19 protein-coding genes and 1 pseudogene are annotated in these 23,006 nt (G+C 74.7%); 8 read left to right on the top strand and 12 right to left on the bottom strand.

All coding sequences use genetic code 11. The features are described from left to right. Positions 1 to 43: 43 nt before the first annotated feature. On the top strand, positions 44 to 1,954 hold the full coding sequence (locus DSM112329_RS16790; RefSeq protein ID WP_354697705.1) for an NAD(P)/FAD-dependent oxidoreductase: 1,911 nt from the start codon (positions 44 to 46) through the stop codon (positions 1,952 to 1,954). A 16-nt stretch (positions 1,955 to 1,970) separates the two neighbouring features. Here DSM112329_RS16790 and DSM112329_RS16785 read toward each other — a convergent pair whose 3' ends face one another. The 4 genes from DSM112329_RS16785 to DSM112329_RS16770 all read right to left on the bottom strand — a co-directional run bounded on the left by DSM112329_RS16785 (position 1,971) and on the right by DSM112329_RS16770 (position 5,097). Beyond that, positions 1,971 to 2,726, bottom strand: a complete 756-nt coding sequence (locus tag DSM112329_RS16785; RefSeq protein WP_354697704.1) for a hypothetical protein — start codon at positions 2,724 to 2,726, stop codon at positions 1,971 to 1,973. 84 nt (positions 2,727 to 2,810) lie between these two features. Beyond that, positions 2,811 to 4,343 (bottom strand): NAD(P)/FAD-dependent oxidoreductase, encoded by a 1,533-nt coding sequence (locus tag DSM112329_RS16780; RefSeq protein ID WP_354697703.1) that lies wholly within the window; start codon positions 4,341 to 4,343, stop codon positions 2,811 to 2,813. A gap of 47 nt (positions 4,344 to 4,390) precedes the next feature. After that, complete coding sequence (locus tag DSM112329_RS16775) at positions 4,391 to 4,666, bottom strand: glutathione S-transferase N-terminal domain-containing protein (RefSeq protein ID WP_354697702.1); 276 nt, start codon at positions 4,664 to 4,666, stop codon at positions 4,391 to 4,393. Between the two features lie 65 nt (positions 4,667 to 4,731). Beyond that, positions 4,732 to 5,097, bottom strand: coding sequence for a hypothetical protein (locus tag DSM112329_RS16770; RefSeq protein ID WP_354697701.1), 366 nt, complete (start codon positions 5,095 to 5,097; stop codon positions 4,732 to 4,734). A gap of 126 nt (positions 5,098 to 5,223) precedes the next feature. Here DSM112329_RS16770 and DSM112329_RS16765 point away from each other — a divergent pair, with 126 nt between their 5' ends. The 4 genes and pseudogenes from DSM112329_RS16765 to DSM112329_RS16750 all read left to right on the top strand — a co-directional run bounded on the left by DSM112329_RS16765 (position 5,224) and on the right by DSM112329_RS16750 (position 11,853). Next, complete coding sequence (locus tag DSM112329_RS16765) at positions 5,224 to 6,798, top strand: calcium-binding protein (protein ID WP_354697700.1); 1,575 nt, start codon at positions 5,224 to 5,226, stop codon at positions 6,796 to 6,798. Positions 6,799 to 6,811: 13 nt separating this feature from the next. Then, positions 6,812 to 7,438, top strand: a pseudogene (locus DSM112329_RS16760) (ATP-binding protein); the annotation flags it as partial. A 2,194-nt stretch (positions 7,439 to 9,632) separates the two neighbouring features. Then, the gene (locus DSM112329_RS16755; protein WP_354702488.1) at positions 9,633 to 9,740 is read left to right on the top strand and encodes a LuxR C-terminal-related transcriptional regulator; all 108 of its coding nucleotides are present in this window, start codon (positions 9,633 to 9,635) and stop codon (positions 9,738 to 9,740) included. Between the two features lie 874 nt (positions 9,741 to 10,614). After that, positions 10,615 to 11,853, top strand: coding sequence for a saccharopine dehydrogenase NADP-binding domain-containing protein (locus tag DSM112329_RS16750; RefSeq protein ID WP_354697699.1), 1,239 nt, complete (start codon positions 10,615 to 10,617; stop codon positions 11,851 to 11,853). A gap of 59 nt (positions 11,854 to 11,912) precedes the next feature. Here the strand turns inward: DSM112329_RS16750 and DSM112329_RS16745 are convergent, their stop codons facing one another. Together DSM112329_RS16745 and DSM112329_RS16740 are read right to left on the bottom strand one after the other, a co-directional pair. Continuing rightward, positions 11,913 to 12,533 carry a response regulator transcription factor gene (locus DSM112329_RS16745; RefSeq protein WP_354697698.1) on the bottom strand — a complete coding sequence of 207 codons (621 nt, stop codon included), beginning with the start codon at positions 12,531 to 12,533 and terminating at the stop codon, positions 11,913 to 11,915. Beyond that, a complete protein-coding gene (locus tag DSM112329_RS16740) occupies positions 12,530 to 13,855 on the bottom strand; it encodes an ATP-binding protein (protein ID WP_354702487.1) in 1,326 nt (441 codons plus the stop codon). The genes DSM112329_RS16745 and DSM112329_RS16740 overlap by 4 nt, the downstream gene beginning before the upstream one ends. Positions 13,856 to 13,993: 138 nt before the next feature. On the opposite strand from DSM112329_RS16740, the gene DSM112329_RS16735 reads away from it, so the two are divergent. Further along, positions 13,994 to 14,461, top strand: a complete 468-nt coding sequence (locus tag DSM112329_RS16735) for a DoxX family protein (protein ID WP_354697697.1) — start codon at positions 13,994 to 13,996, stop codon at positions 14,459 to 14,461. Between the two features lie 43 nt (positions 14,462 to 14,504). Here DSM112329_RS16735 and DSM112329_RS16730 read toward each other — a convergent pair whose 3' ends face one another. Beyond that, the gene (locus DSM112329_RS16730) at positions 14,505 to 14,735 is read right to left on the bottom strand and encodes a hypothetical protein (protein ID WP_354697696.1); all 231 of its coding nucleotides are present in this window, start codon (positions 14,733 to 14,735) and stop codon (positions 14,505 to 14,507) included. A 207-nt stretch (positions 14,736 to 14,942) separates the two neighbouring features. Between DSM112329_RS16730 and DSM112329_RS16725 the strand changes: the two genes are divergently transcribed. Beyond that, positions 14,943 to 16,313 carry an MFS transporter gene (locus DSM112329_RS16725; protein ID WP_354697695.1) on the top strand — a complete coding sequence of 457 codons (1,371 nt, stop codon included), beginning with the start codon at positions 14,943 to 14,945 and terminating at the stop codon, positions 16,311 to 16,313. A gap of 67 nt (positions 16,314 to 16,380) precedes the next feature. Continuing rightward, the gene (locus tag DSM112329_RS16720) at positions 16,381 to 17,046 is read left to right on the top strand and encodes a hypothetical protein (protein WP_354697694.1); all 666 of its coding nucleotides are present in this window, start codon (positions 16,381 to 16,383) and stop codon (positions 17,044 to 17,046) included. A gap of 92 nt (positions 17,047 to 17,138) precedes the next feature. Here the strand turns inward: DSM112329_RS16720 and DSM112329_RS16715 are convergent, their stop codons facing one another. The 5 genes from DSM112329_RS16715 to DSM112329_RS16695 all read right to left on the bottom strand — a co-directional run bounded on the left by DSM112329_RS16715 (position 17,139) and on the right by DSM112329_RS16695 (position 22,945). Continuing rightward, positions 17,139 to 18,413 (bottom strand): amidase, encoded by a 1,275-nt coding sequence (locus tag DSM112329_RS16715; RefSeq protein WP_354697693.1) that lies wholly within the window; start codon positions 18,411 to 18,413, stop codon positions 17,139 to 17,141. A 43-nt stretch (positions 18,414 to 18,456) separates the two neighbouring features. Further along, complete coding sequence (locus tag DSM112329_RS16710; protein ID WP_354697692.1) at positions 18,457 to 18,999, bottom strand: ATP-binding protein; 543 nt, start codon at positions 18,997 to 18,999, stop codon at positions 18,457 to 18,459. A 57-nt stretch (positions 19,000 to 19,056) separates the two neighbouring features. Then, on the bottom strand, positions 19,057 to 21,141 hold the full coding sequence (locus DSM112329_RS16705) for a SpoIIE family protein phosphatase (protein WP_354697691.1): 2,085 nt from the start codon (positions 21,139 to 21,141) through the stop codon (positions 19,057 to 19,059). Continuing rightward, entirely contained in the window at positions 21,141 to 21,452 is a 312-nt protein-coding gene (locus tag DSM112329_RS16700; RefSeq protein WP_354697690.1) for an STAS domain-containing protein, read from the bottom strand. Before DSM112329_RS16700 ends, DSM112329_RS16705 begins: the two co-directional genes overlap by 1 nt. 65 nt (positions 21,453 to 21,517) lie before the next feature. Next, positions 21,518 to 22,945, bottom strand: coding sequence for a SpoIIE family protein phosphatase (locus DSM112329_RS16695; protein ID WP_354697689.1), 1,428 nt, complete (start codon positions 22,943 to 22,945; stop codon positions 21,518 to 21,520). Between the last annotated feature and the right edge of the window lie 61 nt (positions 22,946 to 23,006).

Genomic DNA, 23,006 nt, shown 5'->3' with positions numbered 1-23,006 from the left:
TCACCTGGTATCGTCGCGCTCCCGAACGTTCGTTAGGCTACCTGTGGACCGCACCAGACTGCAACACGCCCTGGCCGAGGCCGACCTCCCGGTCCTGCTGATGGTCCTCGTCCACCTCACCGGTGAGACGCGCTGGATCGAGCCGCCGTTCCGTCCCCGCCGGGACACGCGGATCTTCGCCGACGAGACGGGCGGGCTGCCCGACGACGTCCAGGCAGAGGTGCGCGCGGCGGCGCTCGAGGTCCTGGGCGCGGTGAACCCTGGCGAGCCCGGCGCGGCGCTCGATGACGAGCTGCTCGCCCGGATGATGAGCGCGTGCGTGGGGGAGGACGTCCCGCCCGAGTACGTGCCGCTGCTGCTGGAGGAGATGGGCCTGCGGCCGGCGCCGCCGACCCCGCAGGTCACGCTCCCGCCGGACGGGGACTTCCGCGTGCTCGTCATCGGCGCCGGTGTCTCGGGCATCTGCGCAGCCGTGCGCCTGAGCGAGGCCGGGATCCCGTTCATGGTGATCGAGAAGAACGGCGAGGTCGGCGGGACGTGGCTCGAGAACACGTACCCCGAGGCCGGCGTCGACACCCCGAACCACTTCTACTCCTTCTCGTTCACCCCGCACCGCGACTGGGAGCACTACTACTCCAAGCAGCCCGAGATCCTGCGCTACCTGCAGGAGACCGCCGATCGCTACGCGGTCCGCGACCACGTCCGCTTCGACACCACCGTCACGCAGGCCCACTACGACGAGGCGGCGCAGCTGTGGCGCACGACGGTCGTCCTGCCCGACGGGACCGAGCAGACGCTGACCAGCCAGGCCGTGATCACGGGGGTCGGCGCGCTGAACCAGCCGAAGCTGCCCGACGTCGAGGGCCTGGCCGACTTCGAAGGCCCCTTGTTCCACACCGCGCGCTGGCCCGCGGACCTCGACCTGGCCGGGCGGCGGGTGGCGCTGATCGGCACCGGCGCGAGCTCGGTCCAGGCCGCCCGCACCACGGCGGACGTCGCCGGCCACCTGACGATCTTCCAGCGCTCGCCGCAGTGGATCACGCCGAATCCGCTCTACCGCGCGCGGGTCGGCGACGGCAAGCGGACGCTGCTGGCCGAGGTCCCGTTCTACGCCGCGTGGTACCGGTTCACGCTCTTCTGGCGCTACGCGGACAGCCTGCACCCGCACATCGTGGTCGACGACGCCTGGCCACATCCCGAGCGTGCGGTCAGCGCCCGGAACGACAAGCACCGCCAGTTCCTCGCCGCCCACATCGAGCGCGAGCTGGAGGGCCGGCCGGACCTGCTGGCCAAGGCGATGCCGACCTACCCGCCCTACGGCAAGCGGATGCTCCTGGACAACGACTGGTTCAAGACCCTGCGGCGGGACGACGTCACGCTGGTCGACGAGGCCGTGACCCGCGTGACCCCGGACGGCGTGGTGACCGCCGACGGCGCCGAGCACCCGGCGGACGTGATCGTCCTGGCGACCGGCTTCCACGCCACGCGCATGCTGTGGCCCATCGACGTCCGGGGCCGCGGGGGCGTTGCGGTCCGCGACGCGTGGAACGACGACGACGCGCGGGCCCACCTGGGCATCACCGTGCCGGACTACCCGAACCTGTTCCTGCTGCTCGGGCCGAACACGGGCCTCGGACACGGGGGCAGCGCGATCTTCCACATCGAGGCCCAGGTGAACTACGTCGTGCAGTGCCTGGCCTTCATGGCCGAGCGCGGCGTCGGCGCGATCGAGCCGCGCCGGGAGCCCTTCGACGCCTACAACGCCCGGGTGGACGCGGCGCACGAGCGGATGGTGTTCGCCCATCCCGGCATGCGCAACTGGTACAAGAACCGCGCCGGCCGGGTGGTCGCGCTGTCGCCGTGGCGACTCGTCGACTACTGGGCGATGACGCGGACGCCGGACTTCGGCGACTTCACGCTGGAGCCGGCGCGGGCGCCGGCTCCGAGCACGTGACCTGCAGGAGGGGCTGCTAGCAGCGGTTCGAGATCGGCTTGAGCTTGTGCGTCGCGCTCGTGGAGCCCGAGATCTGCGAGGTGCCGAGGAACACGGCCCGGTAGGTCGTGCCCTTCTTGGGGGTGACGAACAGCGTGCCGCGGTGGTTGCCGTCGAGCTTCACCGTCTTGACCGTGACGAACTTGGTCCCGACCTTCTTCTGGATCGCGACGGTCTTCGCGTCGTCGGTGACGCGGCCGGCGACGACGACGTACGGCGAGAGCACGCACTTCTTCTTGGTCTTGTTGTAGCCGTAGCCCATCGTGGTCTGCGACTTGCGGATCAGGAACGGGCTCGGCTGGACGTCGATCGTCGTGCTGCCCGTCGCGAACGGCGTGCTGCTGACCGTGTTCTGCTCGAGGTAGGCGCAGATGTAGCGGCGCTTGGCGGACCGGTCGAACTCGTCGAAGCGCTTGTCGTAGTTGCGCGTGAAGGGGATGGTCCGCGGTCCGGCGGCGGGGTCGATCGGGAGCGTGCCGCTGGGGCTGCCGCTGACGAACTGCGGCGAGGCCGGGCACGGCGTGGCGAGGTCGAAGACGTCGAGCTGGACGTTCGTGCCGTCGGTCGGGGCGCCCGAGGGGTCGACGGTGATCTGGTAGGCGTTCGTCGTGCCCTCGACGACGCTCGCGGGGCCGGTGATCGTGATGGGGGCGGTCTGTGCGGATGCGGCGGCGACCGGGACGGCGAACGCGGCGGCGGCGGCGATCAGGGCTGCGACGTGGGGAGTTCTCATGGACCGCAGCTTCCCTGAGGGGCGGACGGTGCGCGACGGGGAAGGTACCCCAAGGTTTTCTTCCGAGCTGCAACCGGCTGCTGCTCAGACGGCGGCGGTCGCCGGGACGGCGGCGCGGTCGAACCGGTAGTCGTCGAGGTCGTATCGGGCGCTGCGCCACGCGGCCTCCAGCGTGGGTGACGCCCGGAACGGCACGTCGCCGTTGACGTCGAAGTAGTAGCTGTTGGCCGTGGAGCACGACCCACGGAAGAAGACCTGTCGGTGGCGGCGCCCGAGCATCTGCGCGAAGTACCGCGCGTTCGCCTCGGGCGTCACCTCGACGCGCGTGGCGTCCCGCGTGCGGGCGTGCTGCAGGCAGCGGACGATGTGCCGCATCTGGTTCTCGATCAGCGTGAAGTACGACGCGCCGTTGTAGCCGTAGGGCCCGAGGATCGTGAAGAAGTTCGGGAAGCCCGGGACGCTCACGCCCTCATAGGCCTGGAAGCGGTTCTCGGTCCAGAAGGCGTCCAGGTCGGCGCCGCCCGACCCCGTGACGGCGAACGGCGGCATGTTGCCCGCCTCGAAGACCTTGAACCCGGTGGCGAGGACGAGGACGTCCACCGCGTGCACGGTGCCGTCGCTCGTCTGCACGCCTTCGGGGGTGATGCGCTCGATCGCGGACGTCTCCAGCGCGACGTTGGCCCGGTTGAACGCCGGGAGGTACTCGTTCGAGAAGCTCGGGCGCTTGCAGCCGAGGCTGTAGCGCGGCGTGAGCTTCTCGCGGACCGCGGGATCGCGGACCTGTCGCCGCAGGTGGCTCAGGGCGAGCCGCTCGCTGCCCGCCGCCAGCGGGACGATGCCCGCGAAGTGCGCCGCGATCGGGAACGTCAGCTCGACGTACGCCTGACTGGCCGCGCGCAGCGCCCAGCGGGCGCCCGGGACCCGGCGCAGGACCGTGCGCAGCGGGGCGGCGAGCGGCGCGTCCGGCTTCGGGAGGCACCAGATCGGCGTGCGCTGGAAGACCGTCAGGTGCTCGACGTCGGGGGCGATCGAGGGGATCAGCTGCACGGCGGAGGCGCCCGTCCCGATGACGGCGACGCGCTTGCCGCGCAGGTCGAGGTCGTGGTCCCAGCGGGCGGTGTGGACGGTCCGGCCGGCGAAGTCCTCCAGGCCCGGGATCGCCGGCGGCTTGGGCTGGGTCAGGACACCGGTCGCGCCGATGACGTGGCGGGCGGTGATCGTGTCGCCGTCGGCGGTGTCGAGCGTCCAGTGGTGCTGCTCGTCGTCGAACCGCGCCCCGGTCACGCGCGTGTTCAGCCGGACGTGCGGGCGCAGGTCGTAGCGGTCCACGCAGTGCTCGGCGTAGGCCTTCAGCTCCCCGCCCGGCGCGTACACGCGCGACCAGTCGGCCTGCTGCGCGTACGAGAACTGGTAGCTGAACGACGGGATGTCGACGGCGACGCCCGGGTAGGTGTTCCAGTGCCAGGCGCCGCCGACGCCGTCCCCGGCCTCTAGTACGGCGATGTCGTCGATGCCGACCCGCTTGAGCGCGATCGCCGCGCCGATGCCGGAGAAGCCGCCGCCGACGACGACGACCTCATGGTCGGGTCCGGCGGCGGGCGGCGCTGAGTCGTGCATGCGCGATGTCTACCAGTCAGGCGACCGGTAGGCGACGCGCGGGGCCGTCAGGTGGTGGGAAGCTGACCGGCCTTGAGCTTGGCGATCATGTCGTCGGTCTCCTCGCGGACGACGGTGCCGTCGGGGAACTCGAGCACCGGCACGTACTTCTGGCCGCTCAGCGCGACGACGTCCTTGCGCGCCTTCTCGGACTTGCCGTAGCCGTGCTTGACGATCTCGTACTCGACGCCCTGCTCCTCGAGTGCCTTCTGCATCCGCCAGCAGGCGTCGGCGTTGACGTGGAGGAACGTGTAGGAACAGCGGTGAAGCTTGACTTTGGCCATTCGGTGAACCTACCGACGCGGGCGGCGTCCACGCGGCGCAGCGGGCGCAGCGCCGCTCGGCCGTCCTAGTTCAGCGCGGTGAACGAGCGATCGACCGCGGCCTCGTCCTCGGCGTCCGCGGGCCCGTCCTCCGGAGTCCAGTCGCCCTCGTCCCGCGCGATGCGGTCGGCGACGGCCTGCGCGCGGTTGACCTCCACGAGCACGTCGCGCAGCTCCTTCTCGAAGATCCCGACGTCGCTGCCGGAGAGACCCGTCACCTCGATGGCCTTGGACCCGGCCTCGTAGGACAGGACGACCTCGCCGCGCTCGACGCTGATCAGCTTGGCGATGCCGAGGGCGGCGACATCGTCGGGGACGCGGTTGAACGTGTAGACCAGGCCCCCCTCGATGTCCTTGCGTCCGTCGGTCTCGGCGAGGGTGAAGGGCTCCATGACAGTGCCCTACCCAGTCGTCGGCAGACCGGACCGCCGCCTGTCACCGGCCGACCATGCTGGTCGGCGGGTGAAAGGGGCAACCCCCCGATGGCACCCCGGCGTGGGCCCGGGAGGCTGCGCAGCATGTTCTCCACCACCACCCCGAAAACCCGCGTCGCCGTCCTGGCCGCCGGACTCCTGTGCCTCGTGCCGGCCGCCGCTCACGCGTCGACCGTGACCGTCGAGGGCGGTCGCGCGGTGCTGGTCGGCACGGAGGGCGCGGACGCCGTGAGCTACCAGCTGTACGACGGCGAGCTGATCATCAGCGCGACGCCGGTCAGCGCAGCACCGGGCTCGGCCTGCACCGGCGACGAGTTCGGGCAGCGGGTCATCTGCCCCTTGACCGCGGTGACCGGGCTGGACGTCCGCGTGGGCGGCGGCGATGACCGCGTTCTCGGCTCCTCCTACGCGACGACGGAGCCGTTCGTCACCGTCGACCTGGGCGCCGGCGACGACTACCTGGAGACGTCCGGCGCGGACGCCGTCAGCGGCGGGGCCGGCCGCGACGAGCTGGTCGGCGACGGCGACGGGATGAGCAACGTCTTCGACGGCGGCGACGGCAACGACAGGCTGGTCGGCGGGGGCGGGACGGACACCGTGCGCGGCGGCGCCGGGGACGATGTGCTGATCGGCGAGGGCGGGACGATCACGCGCAGCGCGGACACGATCGACGGCGGCACCGGGCAGGACAAGGTCGACGACTGGTCTCATCAGGACACCGGCGACACGAGTCCGGCGATCGTGACGCTGGACGGCGTCGCCGACGACGGCATCGAGGGCGAGCGGGACAACGTCGTGAACGTCGAGATCATCCACAGCGGCAGCGGCGTCCGGTTCCGCGGCACCGACGCAGCCGAGCAGGTCACGCCCGCGCAGGTCGGCGGGAAGGGCGAGATCGTCGCCCGTGGCGGCAACGACCGGATCGCAGGCACGGACGACGACGAGACCATCGACGGCGGCGCGGGCGACGACGACATCGCGGCCGGCTACGGCAACGACACGATCACCGGCGGGCCGGGCCGCGACACGATCGCCGGTGACCGGCCCGGTCGCTGCAACGAGCTGCACTGCGACCTGTCGCCGGAGTCGGCGGCGGACATCATCGACGCGGTCGACGGCGAGGCCGACACGATCAGCTGCGGGCCGGGGGCGGACACGGTCCGGGCGGATGCGGTCGACACGGTCGCGCCGGACTGCGAGAGCGTGACGCGGTCCGGCGGGAAGGGCGCGGATGGTTCGGGTGGGCCGGACGGATCGGGTGGCCCTGGTGCGGGTGGGCCGGGCACGGGCGTCGGCGGCGGGTCCGGGCAGGGATCAGGGTCTGGGGCCGGCGGAGGCACTGCCGGCGGCGGGGGGAAGGGCGGTTCCGGGGCCACGGCCCGGGTCGCGGTCAGCGGGGCGCGCTCGCTGCGGGCGATGACTGCCGGCGGGCTGAAGGTGAAGGTCACGGGCCGAGCGGCGGGGACCCAGGTCACGGTCAGGGCGCTCCGAGGCGGCGTGGTGGTCGCCACTGGCCGCGGGCGGACGACCGGGGCGGGGACAGCCACGGTGACGGTGCGCCTGACACCGGCCGGCCGCAAGGCGCTGAAGCGGGCCGCGACGGCGAAGCTGACGGTCGTGGCCGGCCCGGACCGCGTGACGGTGACGCTGCGGCGCTGACGCCGGGCCGTCGATGTGCCACCACGTGCGCGGGCGGCGTGTGGTGGCACATCGAGCGACGCTCGTCGCCCCGCGGACCCGTGTGGAGGTCACGCCATCGGTCGGCAGCCCCAATGGCGTTCGCTACCGTTCGCGCCGTGAAGACGTGGGGGGCGACGACGGGGAGCGTCCGGCAGTAGTGGAGCTCCTGGGCAGAGAAGCGGAGCGGGCGCAGCTGCAGGCGCTCGTCGACGACGCGCGGCACGGCCGCAGCGCTGTGCTGGCGGTCCGCGGGCTGGCGGGCAGCGGGAAGTCGGCGCTGCTGCAGGACACCCTCGCGCACGCGTCAGGGCTGCGCACGCTGAGCGCGGTCGGCCTGGAGGGCGAGGCCCAGTTCGCCTACGCCGTCCTGCAGGAGCTGGTGGACCCGATCCTCGAGTTGCGGGTTGACCTGCCGCCCGCGCAGGGCCGTGCCCTCGCCGCCGCGCTGGCGCTCGAGGACGGCCTGGCGACGCCGTTCGCGGTCGCCGCCGCGGTCCTCAGCCTGCTCGCCGCGGCTGCCGAGCATCAGCCGCTCCTGGTCGTGGTCGACGACCTGCAGTGGGCCGACGAGGCCTCGCGGGCGGCGCTGCTGTTCGCGGCCCGCCGGCTGAGTGCGGAGGGGGTCCTGATCCTGCTCGGCGTGCGCGACGGCGAGGCGGGCGGCGCACTGCCGGGCGAGCTCCCAGAGCTCCCTCTCGCCGGGCTGCCCGACGCTGCCGCGAGGCAGCTGCTGGCCGGGCATGACCTCGCCCCTGCGGTGGCCGCACGCCTGATCGCCGCGACGGACGGAAGCCCGCTGGCGCTGCTCGAGGTGCCGGCGCTCCTGACCGCTGCGCAGCGCGCCGGGACAGCGCCGCTGGAGGACCCGCTGCCGATCGGCCAGACGCTGCAGCGGGCGTTCCGGCGACGGCTGGACGCCCTGCCGGCGCCGTCCCGGCGTGCGCTCCTGGTCGCCGCGTGTGCCGACGACGCCCGGGCCGACACGGTCCTGGCGGCGGTCGAGCGCCTGGGTGAGCGACGCGACGCGCTGGCTGCTGCCGAGGACGCGGGGCTCGTCGTGCACGAGGGCCGCCGGCTGCAGTTCTGCCACCCGCTGCAGCGTGCGGCGTCCGTGCTGTCCGCCCCGCCGTCCGAGCGGCGAGCGGCGCACCGTGCCCTGGCGGACGTCCTGCCCGAGGGTTCGACGGCCCGCGCCTGGCAGCTCGCCGCGGCGGCGGAAGGCGCCGACGGCGCGGCCGCTGCCGCGCTTGCGGGTGCCGCCGGCGACGCCCGTGGCCGCGGCGCGTACGAGGAGGCGTTCCGCGCGTTCGCCCGTGCCGCCGACCTGCAGCCGGACGACGAGGCCCGCGCGCGGCTGCTGCTCGAAGCCGCGGGGACGGCGGTCGTCGCGTCCCGGGTGACCGAGGGCATCGCGTGCGCCCGGCGCGGAGCGGATCTCGCCCGGGACCCGCTGCTGCGAAGCGACCTGCGCGCGATGGGCGCGCGCGCCGAGCTGCGGGCCGGCCTGGCGACCGGTGGTCGCGAGGTGCTGATCAGCGAGGGCGAGGCGCTGATCGACGAGCATCCGGCACGCGCGGCGATCGTGCTGCTCGAGGCCGCGGTCGTCGACATGACGTCCGGCCGGCTGCACCGGATGGTCGAGCTCGCGGGCCGAGCCCGCGCGGCGGCGGAGGAGGCGCTCCCGCCGCTCGCGTTCCTGGCGGGCGTCCTCGTCGCGGAGGCGCAGCTCGCGCTCGGTGAGACGGAGGCAGGGGACACCACGCTCGCCGGCGCGGAAGCGGTCCTGCGCGCCTACACCCCTGGCACCGGGCCGCCGGAGGTCGTGGCGATGGCGGCGCACTCCTCGCTCTGGGTCGAGCGGTTCGAGCGCGCCGAGCAGCTCTTCGACCGCCTCATCGCCGGACTGCGCGAGGCCAGCGCCGTCGCGGACCTGATCTACCCGCTCGCGGCGCGCTCGCATCTGGGGTTCCGGCTCGGACGCTGGCCGTCGGCGCTGGCGGACGCCGCCGAGGCTGTCCGCCTGGCCGAGGTGACGGGGCAGGAGCTCGCGCAGGCGCATGCACTCGCGGCGCTGGGTGAGGTCGAGGCGGCCCTCGGCCGGGACGCGGACGCGTTCGGGCACGCGACGCGGTCGGTGAGCCTCGGCCTCGCGCAGGGCGCGGCGGTCACGGTGACCTACGGGAACGGCGCGCTCACGCTGCTCGCGCTGGGCCGCGGCGACCCGGGGGAGGCGGTCGAGCGGGGGCTCGCCGCCGAGCGCGCCGAACGACGCACGGACAACGACGAGGCGCAGATCGTCCGCTACCTGCCGGACCTCGTCGAGGCCCTCTGGCGGGTCGGGCGCATCGACGAGGCACGCGAGCGGATCGCAGGCCTGGAGCGCCAGGGCCGGCGGCCGGGCCACACGTGGACGGCGGCCGTCACGTGTCGGCTGCAGGGTCTCGTCTGCGACGACGAGGAGGTGGACGACCGGTTCGCCCGGGCGCTCGCGCTGCACGACCAGACGCCGCAGCCGTTCGAGGCGGCGCGCACCCGGCTGCTGCACGGCGAACGCCTGCGCCGTCTGCGTCGTCCCTCCGACGCGCGGCGTCCGCTCCGCGGTGCGCTCGCGACCTTCGAGCGGCTCGGAGCGGCGCCGTGGGTGGAGCGTGCCCAGGGTGAGCTGCGGGCCACCGGCGGGGCGGAGCCGGCGCCGCAGGCCGTCGTTGCCGCGGCGGCGACGTCGGCGGCGATCGCGGAGCTGACCCCGCAGGAGCTGCAGATCGCGCTGCACGCGGCCCGCGGGATGACCAACCAGCGAGGTCGGTGCCGCCCTGTTCCTGGCGCCGAAGACCGTCGAGCACCATCTGAGCCGGACGTTCCGCAAGCTCGGGATCCGGCGCCGCGTCGAGCTCCCGGGGGCGCTGACCGCGGCCGTCTGAAGAAAGGCGCGGCGAACATGAAGCCCGCCTTCACGATCGCTTCATGCCGCCCGGAGCATGCTGCGCGACATGGTCTACCCAACGCGCATCCAGTGGAACGGCTTCGTCACCGGTCATCCGGCCGGGACGACGGCCCCGAACCCGCCCTCGGCGGGCGCCGCGAAGGCGTCTGCCACCGGGGGCCGCTGATGCAGCGCCGATCGGCGATCGTCTCAGCCGGCGGCCGCCGCCCCGCCGGCCGCTGCCGCGGCGCCCGCACTCGCGGTCTGCGCGTCCGTCGTCAGGATCACGTGCACCGCCAGCAGCAGGAGCAGGGAGCCGTGCGGGTCCGCGCGCCCGGCGTCCGTCAGCTCCACTGTCCCCTTCTTCTCGCCGAACGAGAACCCGCTGCGGACCGTGACGAGCTCCTGGTCGCCGTGGCTCCAGGACCACTCGGGCCGGAAGAGCCCGCCGGCGCTGAGCTCGTAGGACCGGCCGTCGAGCTCCAGTCGCCCGCCGCGCTTCCACGTGTTGCTGTCGAACTCCGCCACCTCGTGGTCGTCGACGGTGACGGCGATGCTCTGGCTCAGGATGCCCTTCGCGCGGCTGAAGGCCCACTCGCCGTCGGCGGCCTGCGCCTTGGCCTTGCCCGACCACGCCTTGTAGTCGAGGCGTGCCACCGTCCCGGCACCGGCCTGCAGCTCGTGCACGCCCTTCCGCCACGACTCCTTCACCAGCTCGAGCTCGCCGGTGGCGTCGGCGAGCGGGATCAGCGGCGGTGCCTCGGTGCTCTCGGGTGTCATGCGGGCGCTGTACCCGCCGTGCCCGGGGCCGTAGCCCGCGCCGGTTGCCCGCTGACCGCCGCCCGCGCGCCGATCATCTAACGTCGCCGCCCATGAGCCCCACGCCCGACCGCGCCCACGACATCGTCGTTTACGGCGCCAGCGGCTTCGTCGGCCGCCTCACCGCCGCCTACCTGGCGGAGCACGCCCCAGCGGACGCCCGCATCGCGCTGGGCGGGCGCTCGCGGGAGCGCCTTGAGGCGGTGCGCGCCACGCTGGGACCGGCGGCGGCGTCGTGGCCGGTCGTCGTGGCCGACAGCGCCGACCCGGAAGCCCTGGCCGCGATGGCCGCCGACACGCGGGCCGTCGCCACGACGGTCGGCCCCTACCTGCGCTACGGGCTGCCGCTCGTCGGCGCGTGTGCCGCGGCCGGGACGCACTACGCCGACCTCACCGGCGAGGTGCTGTTCATGCGCAAGGCGATCGACGCGCACCACGCGTCGGCGATGGAGTCCGGCGCCCGGATCGTCCATACGTGCGGCTTCGACTCGATCCCGTCCGACCTGGGCGTCTTCCTGCTCGCGGCGGCGGCCTCCGACGGCGACCTCGGCGAGCTGACCGACGCCACCTACGTCCTGAAGGGCAGCCGGGGTGGGGTCAGCGGCGGGACCGTCGACTCGCTGCGCGGGCAGCTCGACGAGGCCAAGCGGGACGGCGCGAGCCGCCGTCTGCTGACGGACCCCTACAGCCTGAGCCCGGACCGCGACGCCGAACCCGACCTCGGCCCGCAGCGCGACCCGGTCGGCGTGGTGCGCGACGACGCGCTCGGCGGGTTCCTGGCGCCGTTCGCGATGGGGACGATCAACACGCGCGTGGTGCGCCGCAGCAACGCGCTGAGCGGGTACGCGTACGGCAGCCGGCTGCGGTACCGCGAGCTGATGCTGGCCGGCGGGCTGCCGCTCGGGCCGGTCAAGGCGGCCGCGATCGCCGGCGGGATCGGCGCGCTCATGGCCGGGCTGGCGATCCCGCCGACCCGGAAGGTCCTCGACCACCTGCTGCCCGATCCCGGCGAAGGCCCGTCGGAGAAGAACCGCGAGCGCGGGTTCTTCGCGGTCGACGTGCACGGGACGACGTCCAGCGGCGCCCGGCTCGTCTGCCGGATCCGCGCCCAGGGAGACCCGGGGTACAAGGCGACCGCGGTGATGCTGGGCGAGAGCGCGCTCGCGCTGGCCCTCGACGGCGACGCCCTGCCGAAGACGGCTGGGGTCCTGACGCCGGCGACCGCGATGGGTCACGTCCTCGTGGACCGCCTGCGCGCGGCCGGCCAGACGTACGAGGTCGAGCAGGTCTGACGCAGCGCGGCGGCACGCGACCGCCCGCCGCCCGGCCTTTGCCCGCCCGGGCGCCCGCTTCAGGCCAGGCCCGACCGCTGCGCCCACAGCGCCGCCTGCGTGCGGTCGCTCACGCCGATCTTCCCGAACGCGGCCGAGAGCGTGTTTCGCACCGTCTTGTGGCTGATGCCGAGCCGCAGCGCGATGACCTTGTTCGCGTGCCCGGCGGCGACCAGGGCCAGGATCTCCCGTTCGCGGGCGGAGAGGTCGGCCGCGGGCGCGGGGGTGCGCCGCGCCTCCAGGACCTCCCGCGCGGCCCGCGGGTCCAGGGGCGCGTGCCCGTCGGCGGCGGAGCGGATGCCGCGGATCAGCTCGTCCGGCTCGGCGTCCTTGAGCAGGTAGCCCGTGGCGCCGGCGGCCAGCGCCTCCAGGATCCGCGGCCGGTCGCCGAAGGACGTCAGGACGACGACCCGCGCCGCGGGGTCGGCCGCCAGGATCACGCGCGTGGCGGCGGCGCCGTCCAGGTCCGGCATCTCGAGGTCCATCAGCACCACGTCGGGTGCGTGCTCGGCCGCCAGCGCCACGCCCTCACGGCCGCCGGCGGCGCTCGCGACGATCTCCAGGTCGGCGGCACCGGCCAGGAGCTGTGCGAGACCGGCGCGGAGCGCAGGGTGGTCGTCGACGACCAGGACCCGGATCACGTGCGCGGGACCCAGGCGCGGACGGTGGTGCCCGTGCCGGGCGCGCTGGACAGCTCCAGCCGCCCGCCGGCCTGCTCGGCGAGGTCGCGCATGAGGCGCAGGCCGATGTGGCCGTCGGCCGCCACGATCGCAGCCTGCTCCTCGGCCGCGACGTCGAACCCGGCGCCGTCGTCGGCGACCAGGACCTCGACGGCGCCCTCACCGGCCTGGACCGCGACCGCCACCCGGCCGGCGCCCGCGTGCTCGGTCACGTTGCGCAGCGCCTCCTGCACGACGCGGAAGACGAGCGCGGCGAGGTCCGGCGGCAGCTCGAGGTCGGGGTCCAGACGGGCGTCCACGACGACGTCCAGGCGTCGGACCGTCTCCAGCAGGTCGGCGACAGCGCTGGCGAGCCCGGCGCGCTGCAGGTTCGGCGGATAGATGTCGACCAGCACGTGGCGCAGGACGCGCGTGGTCCGCCGGGACTCCGCGGCGACCGCTCCGAGCTGCCGAGCCGTCTCCACGTCGCCGCGTGCGGTGGCGGTGTTGGCGGCGGCGGCAAGGGACATCGACATGCCGGCGAGGTCCTGCACGACGCCGTTGTGCAGGTCGGTGGCGAGGCGCCGGCGCTCGCGGTCGGATGCCGCGATGGCCTGCTGGAGCGAAGCCTCCTCGCGCCGGCGCGACCGGCGCACGCGGCGCATCAGCGCGACGGCGAGCGGCAGGTTGATCAGCTGCAGCAGGACGACGCCGCCGATCAGGAACGGCGCGACGGTGTTCAGCATCTGGCGCCCGTCGGCCGTGACGGACGCCAGGCGCCGGCAGGACTGCAGCAGCAGCTGGCCGCCGTCCGGGGTGGTGATGGGCTCGTACACGTCGAGGAGCCGCGTGCCCTCGGGGAGCTGGTTGTCGGGCCGGGCCGGGTCGCCGACGCGGGAGGTCGTGGTCCCGGTGCGCAGGGCCCGGCGCATGTCCGCGTCCGGCGTCACCCGCGTCCCGATCAGTCCCGGGGTGCTCGAGTAGACGATCTCGCCGTCGGGCCGGTACAGCACGATCCGGAGCACGGGCTCGCGCACGAGGCCGTCGCCGGCGATCCGGTCGAAGCGGGCCAGCGCCGCAGGGTCGCCACGCAGGAGCGCGGGCGTGATGTTCGGCGCGGCGATGCCGTGCGCGGCGATCCGGGTGACCTCCTTCGCGGTCGTGACCGCCTGGTCGTGCCCGCGCTGGCCGACCGCCAGCAGGACGAGCACCAGGATCACGGCGACTGCGGCCAGACCGGACAGCGCGAACTGCGCGACGGCCCAGCGCTCGCCGCGATCGTGCAGCCAGGTTCGACACCGCATCCTCACGGGTCGGTATCTACCCGCACCACGCTGACCTGACGCCGGTCCCGGGACGATGGTCCCGGATCGGTCCGGGACCGCGGGCGGGCACCAACAGGGGGCAGGTCAGTCCGAGACACCACCCGAAAGGACCCTCCAATGCCCTCCCGTGACACCCGCGTCGACGCGGCGCTGCTCATCGTGCGCGCCGTCGTCGGCCTCGCGTTCCTCCTGCACGGCCTCGACAAGCTCGGTGATCTCAGCGGCGTCGAGCAGAACTTCGACGGCCTCGGCATCCCGGTGCCCGAGCTGATGGCGCCGTTCGTCGCCCTCACCGAGACGGTCGGCGGCGCCCTGCTGATCGCGGGCCTGCTGACGCCGCTCGCCGGCCTGGCGCTCGGGATCGACATGATCGTCGCCTACGCGACGGTCCACACCGGGAAGGGCTTCTTCGCGGGGGACGGTGGATACGAGCTGGTGCTGCTGCTGGGGGCGTCGTCGTTCGCGCTGATGATCGCGGGCGCGGGGCGCTTCAGCGTCGACGCGGCGCTGAAGCTGCCGGAGCGGGTCGCGCGGACGCGTGAGCGCCGTGGCGGATTCCCCCGGCCGTCGTCGAACGCGGCCTGAGGGCCGCGCGGGCCGGCGCTGGCCCGCCCGGTGGGACGACGGATTACTGCCGGGCCTGCGCGGCCCGGCGGTAGGCCAGGTCCTCGTCGTGGCGCAGGAACTCGGCGGTCGCGCTGCGCGGCGCGGCGGGACGCGGGGCGCGCGGGGCGCCGTGCGTCCCGGTCGCGGCGAAGGCCTGCGGTGCGCCCTCACGGCCCCCACGGCCGAGGTCGAGCATGAGCGCGATGAGCGGGAGCAGTACGACAGCGGCGATTGCGGCTACGGCGAGGGTCACGGCAAAGTCCTTTTTGAGTTCATGGCCACGCGGGGCACCCCTGCCCCCGACGCGTCGGAGGAAAGCGGGCACCGTGACCCGGTACGAGGCGCTTGCGGACTTTGCGTCGCTTTTCGTGGCAAACCTCCCGCGGCGGCGCGACGCGGGGGCCACGGTGCTGACAGCGCCGCGACGTTCGTCGTCGCGCACCGCGGGTACGATCGCTCGGTGATCGCGGTCCTCTCGCTCGCCGTCGGGATCGTGCTCGCCGACTCGGCGATCGTGACGCTCGCGCTGCCCGAGATCCTGCGCCAGCTCGACGCCGAGGTCAGCGAGGTCGCCTGGGTCCTCACGGCCTACAACCTCGTGCTGGCGCTGGCCGCGGTGCCGGCGGCGCGGCTGTGCATCAAGCCGGGTCACGCGCCGGTGGCGGGCGCGGCCGGGCTCGTCGTCTTCGCCGGGGCTTCGGCCGGCTGTGCGGCGGCGACCTCGCTCGAGGTGCTCATCGTGGCGCGCGTCGTGCAGGCGCTCGGTGGCGCGCTGGTGATCATGGCCTGCCTAGAGCTGCTGGTGCTGGCGTCGGGCGACGAGCGGCGGGGCGCGGCGCGCTGGGCGGTCGCCGGTGTCGCGGGGGCCGCGGTCGGCCCGGTGGCCGGGGGCCTGCTGACCCAGGCCATCTCGTGGCAGTCGATCTTCATCTTCCAGGTGCCGCTGGTGCTGCTGGCGGTCCCGGTGGCGATCCGCCTGCGGGGACGCTCGCGGGCTGCCGGGGCCACCGTCGCCGACTCTGTCCGGGCGGCCGACCGGCCTGACGCGGCTGCGAACCTCGCGCTCGCGCTGCTGTCGGCGGCCCTCACAGCGGCGCTGTTCCTGCTCGTGCTGCTGCTGGTGGAGGGCTGGCGGCGGTCGCCCGCGCTCGCCGCGATCACGGTGACGGTCATTCCGGTCGCGGCCATCGCCGCCGGCGTGGTCGCCCGTGCCGCCCGGGCCGGAACCCGCTCGGAGGCGATCGCCGGCGCCATTCTGATCGGCGGGGGCCTGGTCGCGCTCGGCTTCCTCCCGGACGCGAACCCCGCCTGGACGCTCGCGCCGCAGGCGCTCGTCGGCCTGGGACTCGGCCTCACCGTCGACTCGCTGACCGCCGTCGCCCTGCGTGATCGCTTCCCGCGCGCCCTCCACGGCGGCTGGACGATCGCGGCGCGCCACGTCGGCGTCGTCGCCGGCCTGGCGATTCTGACGCCGATCTTCACCGCCGACCTGCGGGACGCCCAGGCCCCGGCGCAGGAGGCGATCGCGGCGCTGGTCCTCGACGCACCGCTGCCCGCCTCGGCGAAGCTCGACCTGGCCGACGGCCTCGGGCGGGAGCTCGAGTCCGAGGGCGGCCGCGTCCCCGATCTGGCTCCCGCGTTCAGCGCCGTACGCCTCGACGCCGCCGACCGACCACGGGCGCAGGCGCTCGCGGTCGCGCTCGACGATCAGCTCGAGCGCGCCGCGACGCGCGCGTTCCGGGACGCGTTCCTGGTCGCGGGGGCGCTGGCGCTGCTGGCGGTCCTGCCGGCGTCGATGCTGCGCGAGACGCGACCTGAGGCGGGCGCATGACGCCGCGGACGCTGCCGGCGGTCCTGCGGCCGTCGCCGCCGTGCGACACGCATCCGGAGGCGAGCGCATGACGCCGCGGACACTGCTGCTGCCGCTCGTCGCCCTGATCGTGGCCGCTGCCCTGCTCGCGGTGCAGCTCGCCGCCGGTGGCGCTGACTTCGTCCCCACCCGGGCGGCCGACCCGTGCGCCGCGCGGCCGCTCCCGCCGGTGACCGACGACATCGAGCCGCTGGCGCAGGACGTCGTCCTGCTCGGCGTCCAGCGGACCGCGTGCGCGCTCGGCGTCACGCGCGAGCGACTGGTGCTCGCGCTGCCGTCGGCCCGCGACCGCGCGGAGCTCGCGCGCGCCACGGGACGCACCGAGGCCGGCCTGGCCACGGCGCTCCGGTCCGGGCTGGACCAGGCGGTCGGCCGGCTGGACCGCGCTGGCCGGCTCCCGCGGGCGTCGGCGCTGCTGGACTCCTACGCCGGTGAGCTCGGCCTGCCCGGGCTGGCCGAGGCCGCGGTCAAGCGGATCCCGGACGGCGTCGTCGACGGCCTGCTCCCGACCGGTGCCGTGCTGCGCCGGGCGCTGGCGCAGCTCGACGTCACGGCGCTGCTCAGGGACCTCGAGGACCCGGACGCCCTCGAAGCCCGCCTGACGGAGGCGATCAAGGCCGCCGCCCTGGCCGAGGCGAAGGAGCGGCTGATCGAGAAGATCCCGGGCCCGATCCGCGGCTTCCTGGGCCTCTGACCCGCCGGTCGTTTCGGCGCGCCCGCCGGCGGCCAGGGGTCCCGGTCGATGTGCCACCACATGCCACCCGCGCACGTGGTGGCACATCGACGTCAGCCGGTCAGCCAGCGGGCGGCGCGCAGCACGGCCACGTCCTCGCCCCGCGGCGCCACGACCTGCAGCCCAACCGGGAGGCCGTCCGGCGTCGTCCCCGCCGGGACCGACGCCGCCGGCACCCCGAGCGCCGTCCAGGCCCGGCAGAACCAGGGGTCGCCGGTCGACGGCAAGGGCGGCGGCGCCCCGGTGGTGGCCGGCGTGAGGACCGCGTCGAACGGCGCCAGCGCCGCGTGGCACGGCCCGTCGGCCGCGGCGACGCAGGCGCGCGCCGCCCAGTAGTCGCGGGCCGGGACCTCCAGGCCCTCGGCGACGACGGCGCCGAGCTCGGCGCTCAGCACGTCGCGGTCGCGGACCAGGGCATGAGCGGTCTCGACCAACTGGACCAGGCGCTGCGCGGCGATCAGGGCGGGGAAGACCGCAGGCAGCTCGATCGTGGTGAGGTGGGCCCCACGGGCGGCGGCGCGGTCCAGCGCAGCCTCCAGCGCGTCCCGGGTCGCGGGCTCGATGGTGTCCCAGTCGGTCGTCCGCGCGACGCCGAGGTTGGGCAGCGGCCCATCGGCGAGGTCGCTGGGGATGGTGATCGGCAGCGTGGAACGGGCCCCCGGGAGCGGGCCCTCGGCACCGAGCAACACGCGCGTCACGAGCACCGCCGTGTCCACGTCCGCGGCGAGCAGGCCGAGGGTGTCGAGCGAGGCACTCACCGGCAGCACGCCCGCCAGGCCCACGGCGCCGAACGTCGGCTTGAAGCCGACGATCCCGCAGTACGCGGCGGGCCGCACCACCGAGCCCGCGGTCTGCGTCCCGAGCGCGACCGGGACCACCCCGGCCGCGACCGCCGCCGCGGAGCCGCTCGACGAGCCACCGGGGGTGCGTCCGGGTGCGCGCGGGTTGGCGACGGCCGTCGGACCCAGGCACGCGAACTCGGTGCTGGTCGTCTTGCCGACGACGATCGCCCCGGCCGCGCGCAGGATCGCGACGCAGGCTGCGTCGGCCCTGGGCCGGTTGCCCACGTAGGCCGAGGAGCCGTAGGCGGTGGGGAGGTCCGCCGTCTCGATGACGTCCTTCACGCCGATCGGCAGGCCGAACAGGGGACGACCCGCCGGGCCGGTGCGGTCGAGCTCACGTGCGGCGGTGAGCGCCGCCTCGCCGTCGGCCGCGACCCACGCACCGTGCGACGCCGTCGTGGTGATGCGCTCGAGGGCGGCGGCGGTCGTCTCGGTGCAGGTGGTGTCGCCGGCGCGGATGGCGGCCAGCAGGGCTGCGGCGGTCATGGGCACGGCGACGCTGTCCCGCGCCCGACGGCCGAGACCGCGGTCAACCGGTCCGTGCGAGCTGGTCGCCGTGCCCGCGGGCGTGCACCAGCTGACCGAGGCGCGCCGGCCGGCCCTCGGACGCCGGGTCCGCGGGGCCGCCCTCGACGGCACGCTGACCGTACGTCATGGCGTCGTCCTCGCCGCTCGGCGCCAGAAGGAACTCGAACCAGACGACCCAGGTCCCGCTCTCGTCGTAGCCCGAGCCCCAGGTGTCGGCGAGCGTGTGGACGAAGTGCACGCCCCAGCCGGAGTCCAGGCGGGCGCGGGGACCGCGCGGCCGGGCGTGGAACCCGGGACCGCGGTCGTGCACCTCGACACGCAGGCGGCAGCGCTCGACGCCGAGGCGGACGCGGATGACGGGCTCGACGTCGGGCTCGACCGGACGACCGTGGCGGATCGCGTTCGTCGCGACCTCGGAGACCAGCAGGCGCAGGTCGTCGCACTGCTCCGCCGTGACCGCGGGGGCGATGACGTCGACCACGCGCCGTGCGTCGCGGACGCCGCTCGCCTCGGCGGGTAGTCGGATGTCGGTGAGCCAATGCATGGTCAATCCGGTGCATGCCCGCCGCGCAGGGAGTTCACGCCTGCTCGACGTTTCCGGTCAGACACTGCGTAGCAGGCGCTCGCCGTCCGCCGTGACCTCGATCACGCAGATCGCGACGTCGTCGATGCGGCTGCCGCTCCCTGCAGCGTCGAGCAGGCTGTCCGCGAGATCGTCGAGCGAGCGCCGGTGGTGGCCTGAGACGAGCTGCGCGACGGTCGCGTCCGGGTCGGCGGACTCGATGCCCTCCGAGAGCCCGTCGGTGAACAGGACCAGTCGGTCGCGCAGGCCGAGCGTGACGGTCTCCTCGGGCAGCGCGGGGTCGTCCTTGAACCCGAGCAGCGTGCCGCCCCGGCCGACGACCTCGACGGACCCGTCGGCGCGCTGGACCACGGGCGGCGGATGGCCGGCGAGGCAGATGGTCGCCTCCAGGCCGGTGGCGGACTCGGTCAGCCGCGCCGCCGCGACGGACACGAAGCGCCCGCGGCTCGTCTCGGCACGGTGGCGCAGCAGCCCGACGTTGAGCGTGCGCAGCACGGCCGAGGGCGCGGTCTCGTACTGCCCGGCCGTCCGCAGGGTCGACCGGGCGATGGTCGCCAGCGCGGCCGCAGCCGCTCCCTTGCCGGTCACGTCGCCGATGACCAGGAGCGACGCGCCGTCCCGCACCTCGAACGCGTCGAAGAAGTCCCCGCCGACGCGCATCCCCGCGCCGCCGGCCCGGTAGCGCGTGGCCACGCTCGCGCGCGGGATCCGCAGCGGTCGCTCGGGGAGCGTCTCGCGCTGCAGCTGCTCGGCGACCTGCCGCTGCTCCTCGTAGAGCCGGGCGTTGTCGACCGCCAGGCCGGCGCGGGCCGCCAGGTCCTGCGCGAGCGCGGCGTCGTCGCCGCCGAGCGGGGCCGGGCCCAGGATCACCAGGACTCCGACCGTGCGTCCGCGGGCGGGGAGGGGGACGGCGAAACCGTGCAGGCCGTTCAGCGGCCCGCCGTCGATGGCCGCACCGGACAACGCCAGCGCCGCCTGGGCCGAGTCGAGCGGCAGCGGGTCGACGCTGCCCGCGGCCCGCAGGATCGGGTCCCCGGGCTCGGCGGACCGGACCGCGGGCAGGGCGTCGAGTGCCTCCTGGACCCCGGCTCCGGCACCGGCCGCGCTGTCGCGGCGCACGACGCCGCCCTCGACCGAGAGCACGAGGCAGGCGGTTCCGAGCGCGGGCACGGCGAGCAGCGCGAGCGCGTCCAGCGCCGCGCGCCGGTCGAGCGTCGCGTCCAGGCGGGGCGAGGCCTCCGAGAGGAACCGGGTGCGGCGCAGCGCCGCCTCGGCGAGGCGCCGCGAGCCCTCGGCGAGGGCCAGCCGGTCGGCGCGCCCCTCGCGGTGCGCCGTCACGTCGACCTGCACGCCGACGAATCGCACGACCTGCCCGCGCTCGTCGCGGACGGGTGCGATGTGGACCTCGTTGTCGAAGACCGCGCCGTCCCGCCGGACGTTGCGCAGCGTGACCGCCACGGGCCGCAGGTCGCGGATGGCGTCGCGCATGACCGCGATCGACTGCGGGTCGGTCACGTCGCGCTGCAGGAAGCGGCAGTTGCGCCCGATGATCTCGTCGAGCGGGTACCCGGTCATCGTGGTGAACGCCTCGTTCGCGTACACGATCGGGTTGTCGTCGAGGCTCGGGTCCGTGAGCACGAAGCCCGTGCCGGTCAGGTCCAGGGCACGGCGCAGGATCGCGAACTCGCCGCCCACGCGGACGTTCTCGGCCTGCAGGCGGGCGTAGAACTCCGCGAGGACGAGGCGGAGCCGGACGTCGGCCGCCGTGACGGCGTGCGGGAGCTCCCAGACGTCGGCGGCACCGAGTTCGGCGAACTGGCGGACCGCGTCCGCCGGCAGCTCCTCCGCGGTGCCGGCGACGACGACCACGGCCGGGCTCGCGTGCGAGAGCGCGCGCAGGGCGGTGAGGACGGTCGCGACAGGTTCCGCACCGAGGGTGGGGGCCAGGACCAGCAGCCGGATGCGCTCGTCGTCAATGCCGGCCAGGAGCGTGTCCCGGTCGGCGACGATCTCGACGACGTGACCGTGGCGGGTCAGCTCCGCACGCATCGCCTCGGCGCGGTCCGAGTCGGCGTCCGCGATGAGCGCGTCCGCGACCGCCATCAGCGGACGAGCGGCAGGTCGTCCATGAGGTGGGCAAGCTCGAGCACCCGGACGACGACGCCGCCGTCGACGAGGATGTCGAGGCGCTCGGTCGGGCGCTCGCGGCTGCGGCTCACGGCCTCCAGCACGACGGCGAGGCCCGAGGAGTCCATGAACGAGAGTCCCCGGAGGTCCAGGCGGATGCGGTCCTCGTGCCGCTCGGCCTCGTGCAGCGCCCGGGCGAGCAGCGGGGCGGTCAGCAGGTCGAGCTCGCCGCGGGGCACGACGTGCAGCACCCCGTCGTCTTGGGTGGTCTCCAGCGTCCATTCCATAGGTGAGACAGACTTGCCCCGAAGTGGGGCACTTGTCGCCGCAACCGTCAGCGTGCGAACGGAAGTCAGGCCGTGTGTGGCGCAAGGACGACGAGCGTCACGTCGTCCTCGAGGTGATCGGCCACGCGCGCGCAGATCGCATGCTCGATCGCGTGCACCGTGGCGGCGGCCGATGCCCCGGCCGAGGTCGTGAGCGCGGCGTGCAGGCCGTCCATCCCGAACACGGCGCCGCCGACGTCGAGGCTGTCGTAACCGCCGTCGGACAGCAGCACCAGGCGCTCGCCGGGAAGCAACCGGCGAGCACGGACGGGGAGCTGCGCGGCCACGTCAGGCGGCAGCGTCCCGAGTGCCGGCGCCGGCGCTGCGTCGAGGATCTCGAGCTCGCCGTCGGCGCGAGCGACCACGGGGCCGTGCGCACCGCAGCAGACCCACCGGAAGACGGACGTGGTGGGGTTCCAGCTGCCGATCGTCGTCGTCGCCGACGTGTCCGCGCCTGCGACTGCGCCCAGGATCTCGTGCATCTGCGCGACGACGCCCGCCGGGCCCTCGCCCTGGTGGCGCCCGGACCGGAACGCGCCGAGCAGCACGGCAGCGACGCCGGCCGCGCGCGGCCCGCTGCCGGTGACGTCCGCGACGCCGAGCCAGACGGCGTCCGCGTTGTCCGCGACATCGAACCAGTCGCCGCCGATGTCGTACCCGGGCAGGACGTTGCCCGCCAGGGTCGCGCCGTTCAGCCGGTGGATACGCGGAGGCAGCAGGTTCTGCTGGATCTCCGCTGCGGCGCTGGTGGCCCGTGAGCGCCGCACGGTCTGCATGTGGTCCGTGTAGTCGTCGGCGAGCGCGAGGGCCGCTGCGGCCTCGCGGGCGAGGTCGTGGAGCAGGTCGTTCCCGGCGCCGACGACCACCAGCACGCCGACGGCCCGGCCCCGCAGCGCCAGCGGCGTCACCACCGCGCCCGGCACCGCGCCGGCGACGTCCTGCGCGACCCGCGGGTAGGCCTCGCGCGGGAGCTCGGTCCCGATCGAGCCCGAGATGTCGATCGCGAGCGGGAACGCCGACGCCCCGGCGAGCCGCCGCAGGACCACCCCCGCGAGGTCGGCCAGGTACAGCGCGGCGGACTCGACGCCGTCCAGGCGCTGGGCCTCGGCGACGATCTGCTGCGCGACGTCGTACGGCGCCACCTTGTTCAGGACCTCGGGGACGGACAGGGGCGTCGCCAGCGTGTTGGCCAGTTCTCCGGCGGGGCGCAGCGACTGCTGCTCGTCGGCGTCCGCCTGCTCCCGCGCGAGGCGGCGGACGGCGGCGACGAGCGCCTCGCGCGTCTCGAAGTGCCGGTACAGCGTGCTGCGGCCCACGCCGGCGGCGCGCGCGATCTCGCCGGTGGAGGCGTGCGGACGGCGGGCGAGGACGTCGGCCGCGGTCTCGACGATCCGCGTTCCGTTGGCGCGGGCGTCGCTGCGGCGGGACGTCGAGAGGGGTTCCGGATCAGCCACGCGTCACTCGGGCCTGCCCACTGCACGACGTCCCGAACCAGGACAGCGTGTCCCGTTTGCG

Origin of the sequence: Paraconexibacter sp. AEG42_29 (assembly GCF_040581415.1) — a bacterium.
In the GTDB taxonomy this organism is placed as follows: domain Bacteria; phylum Actinomycetota; class Thermoleophilia; order Solirubrobacterales; family Solirubrobacteraceae; genus Paraconexibacter.
This window is presented reverse-complemented; position numbering and strand designations above follow the sequence as displayed.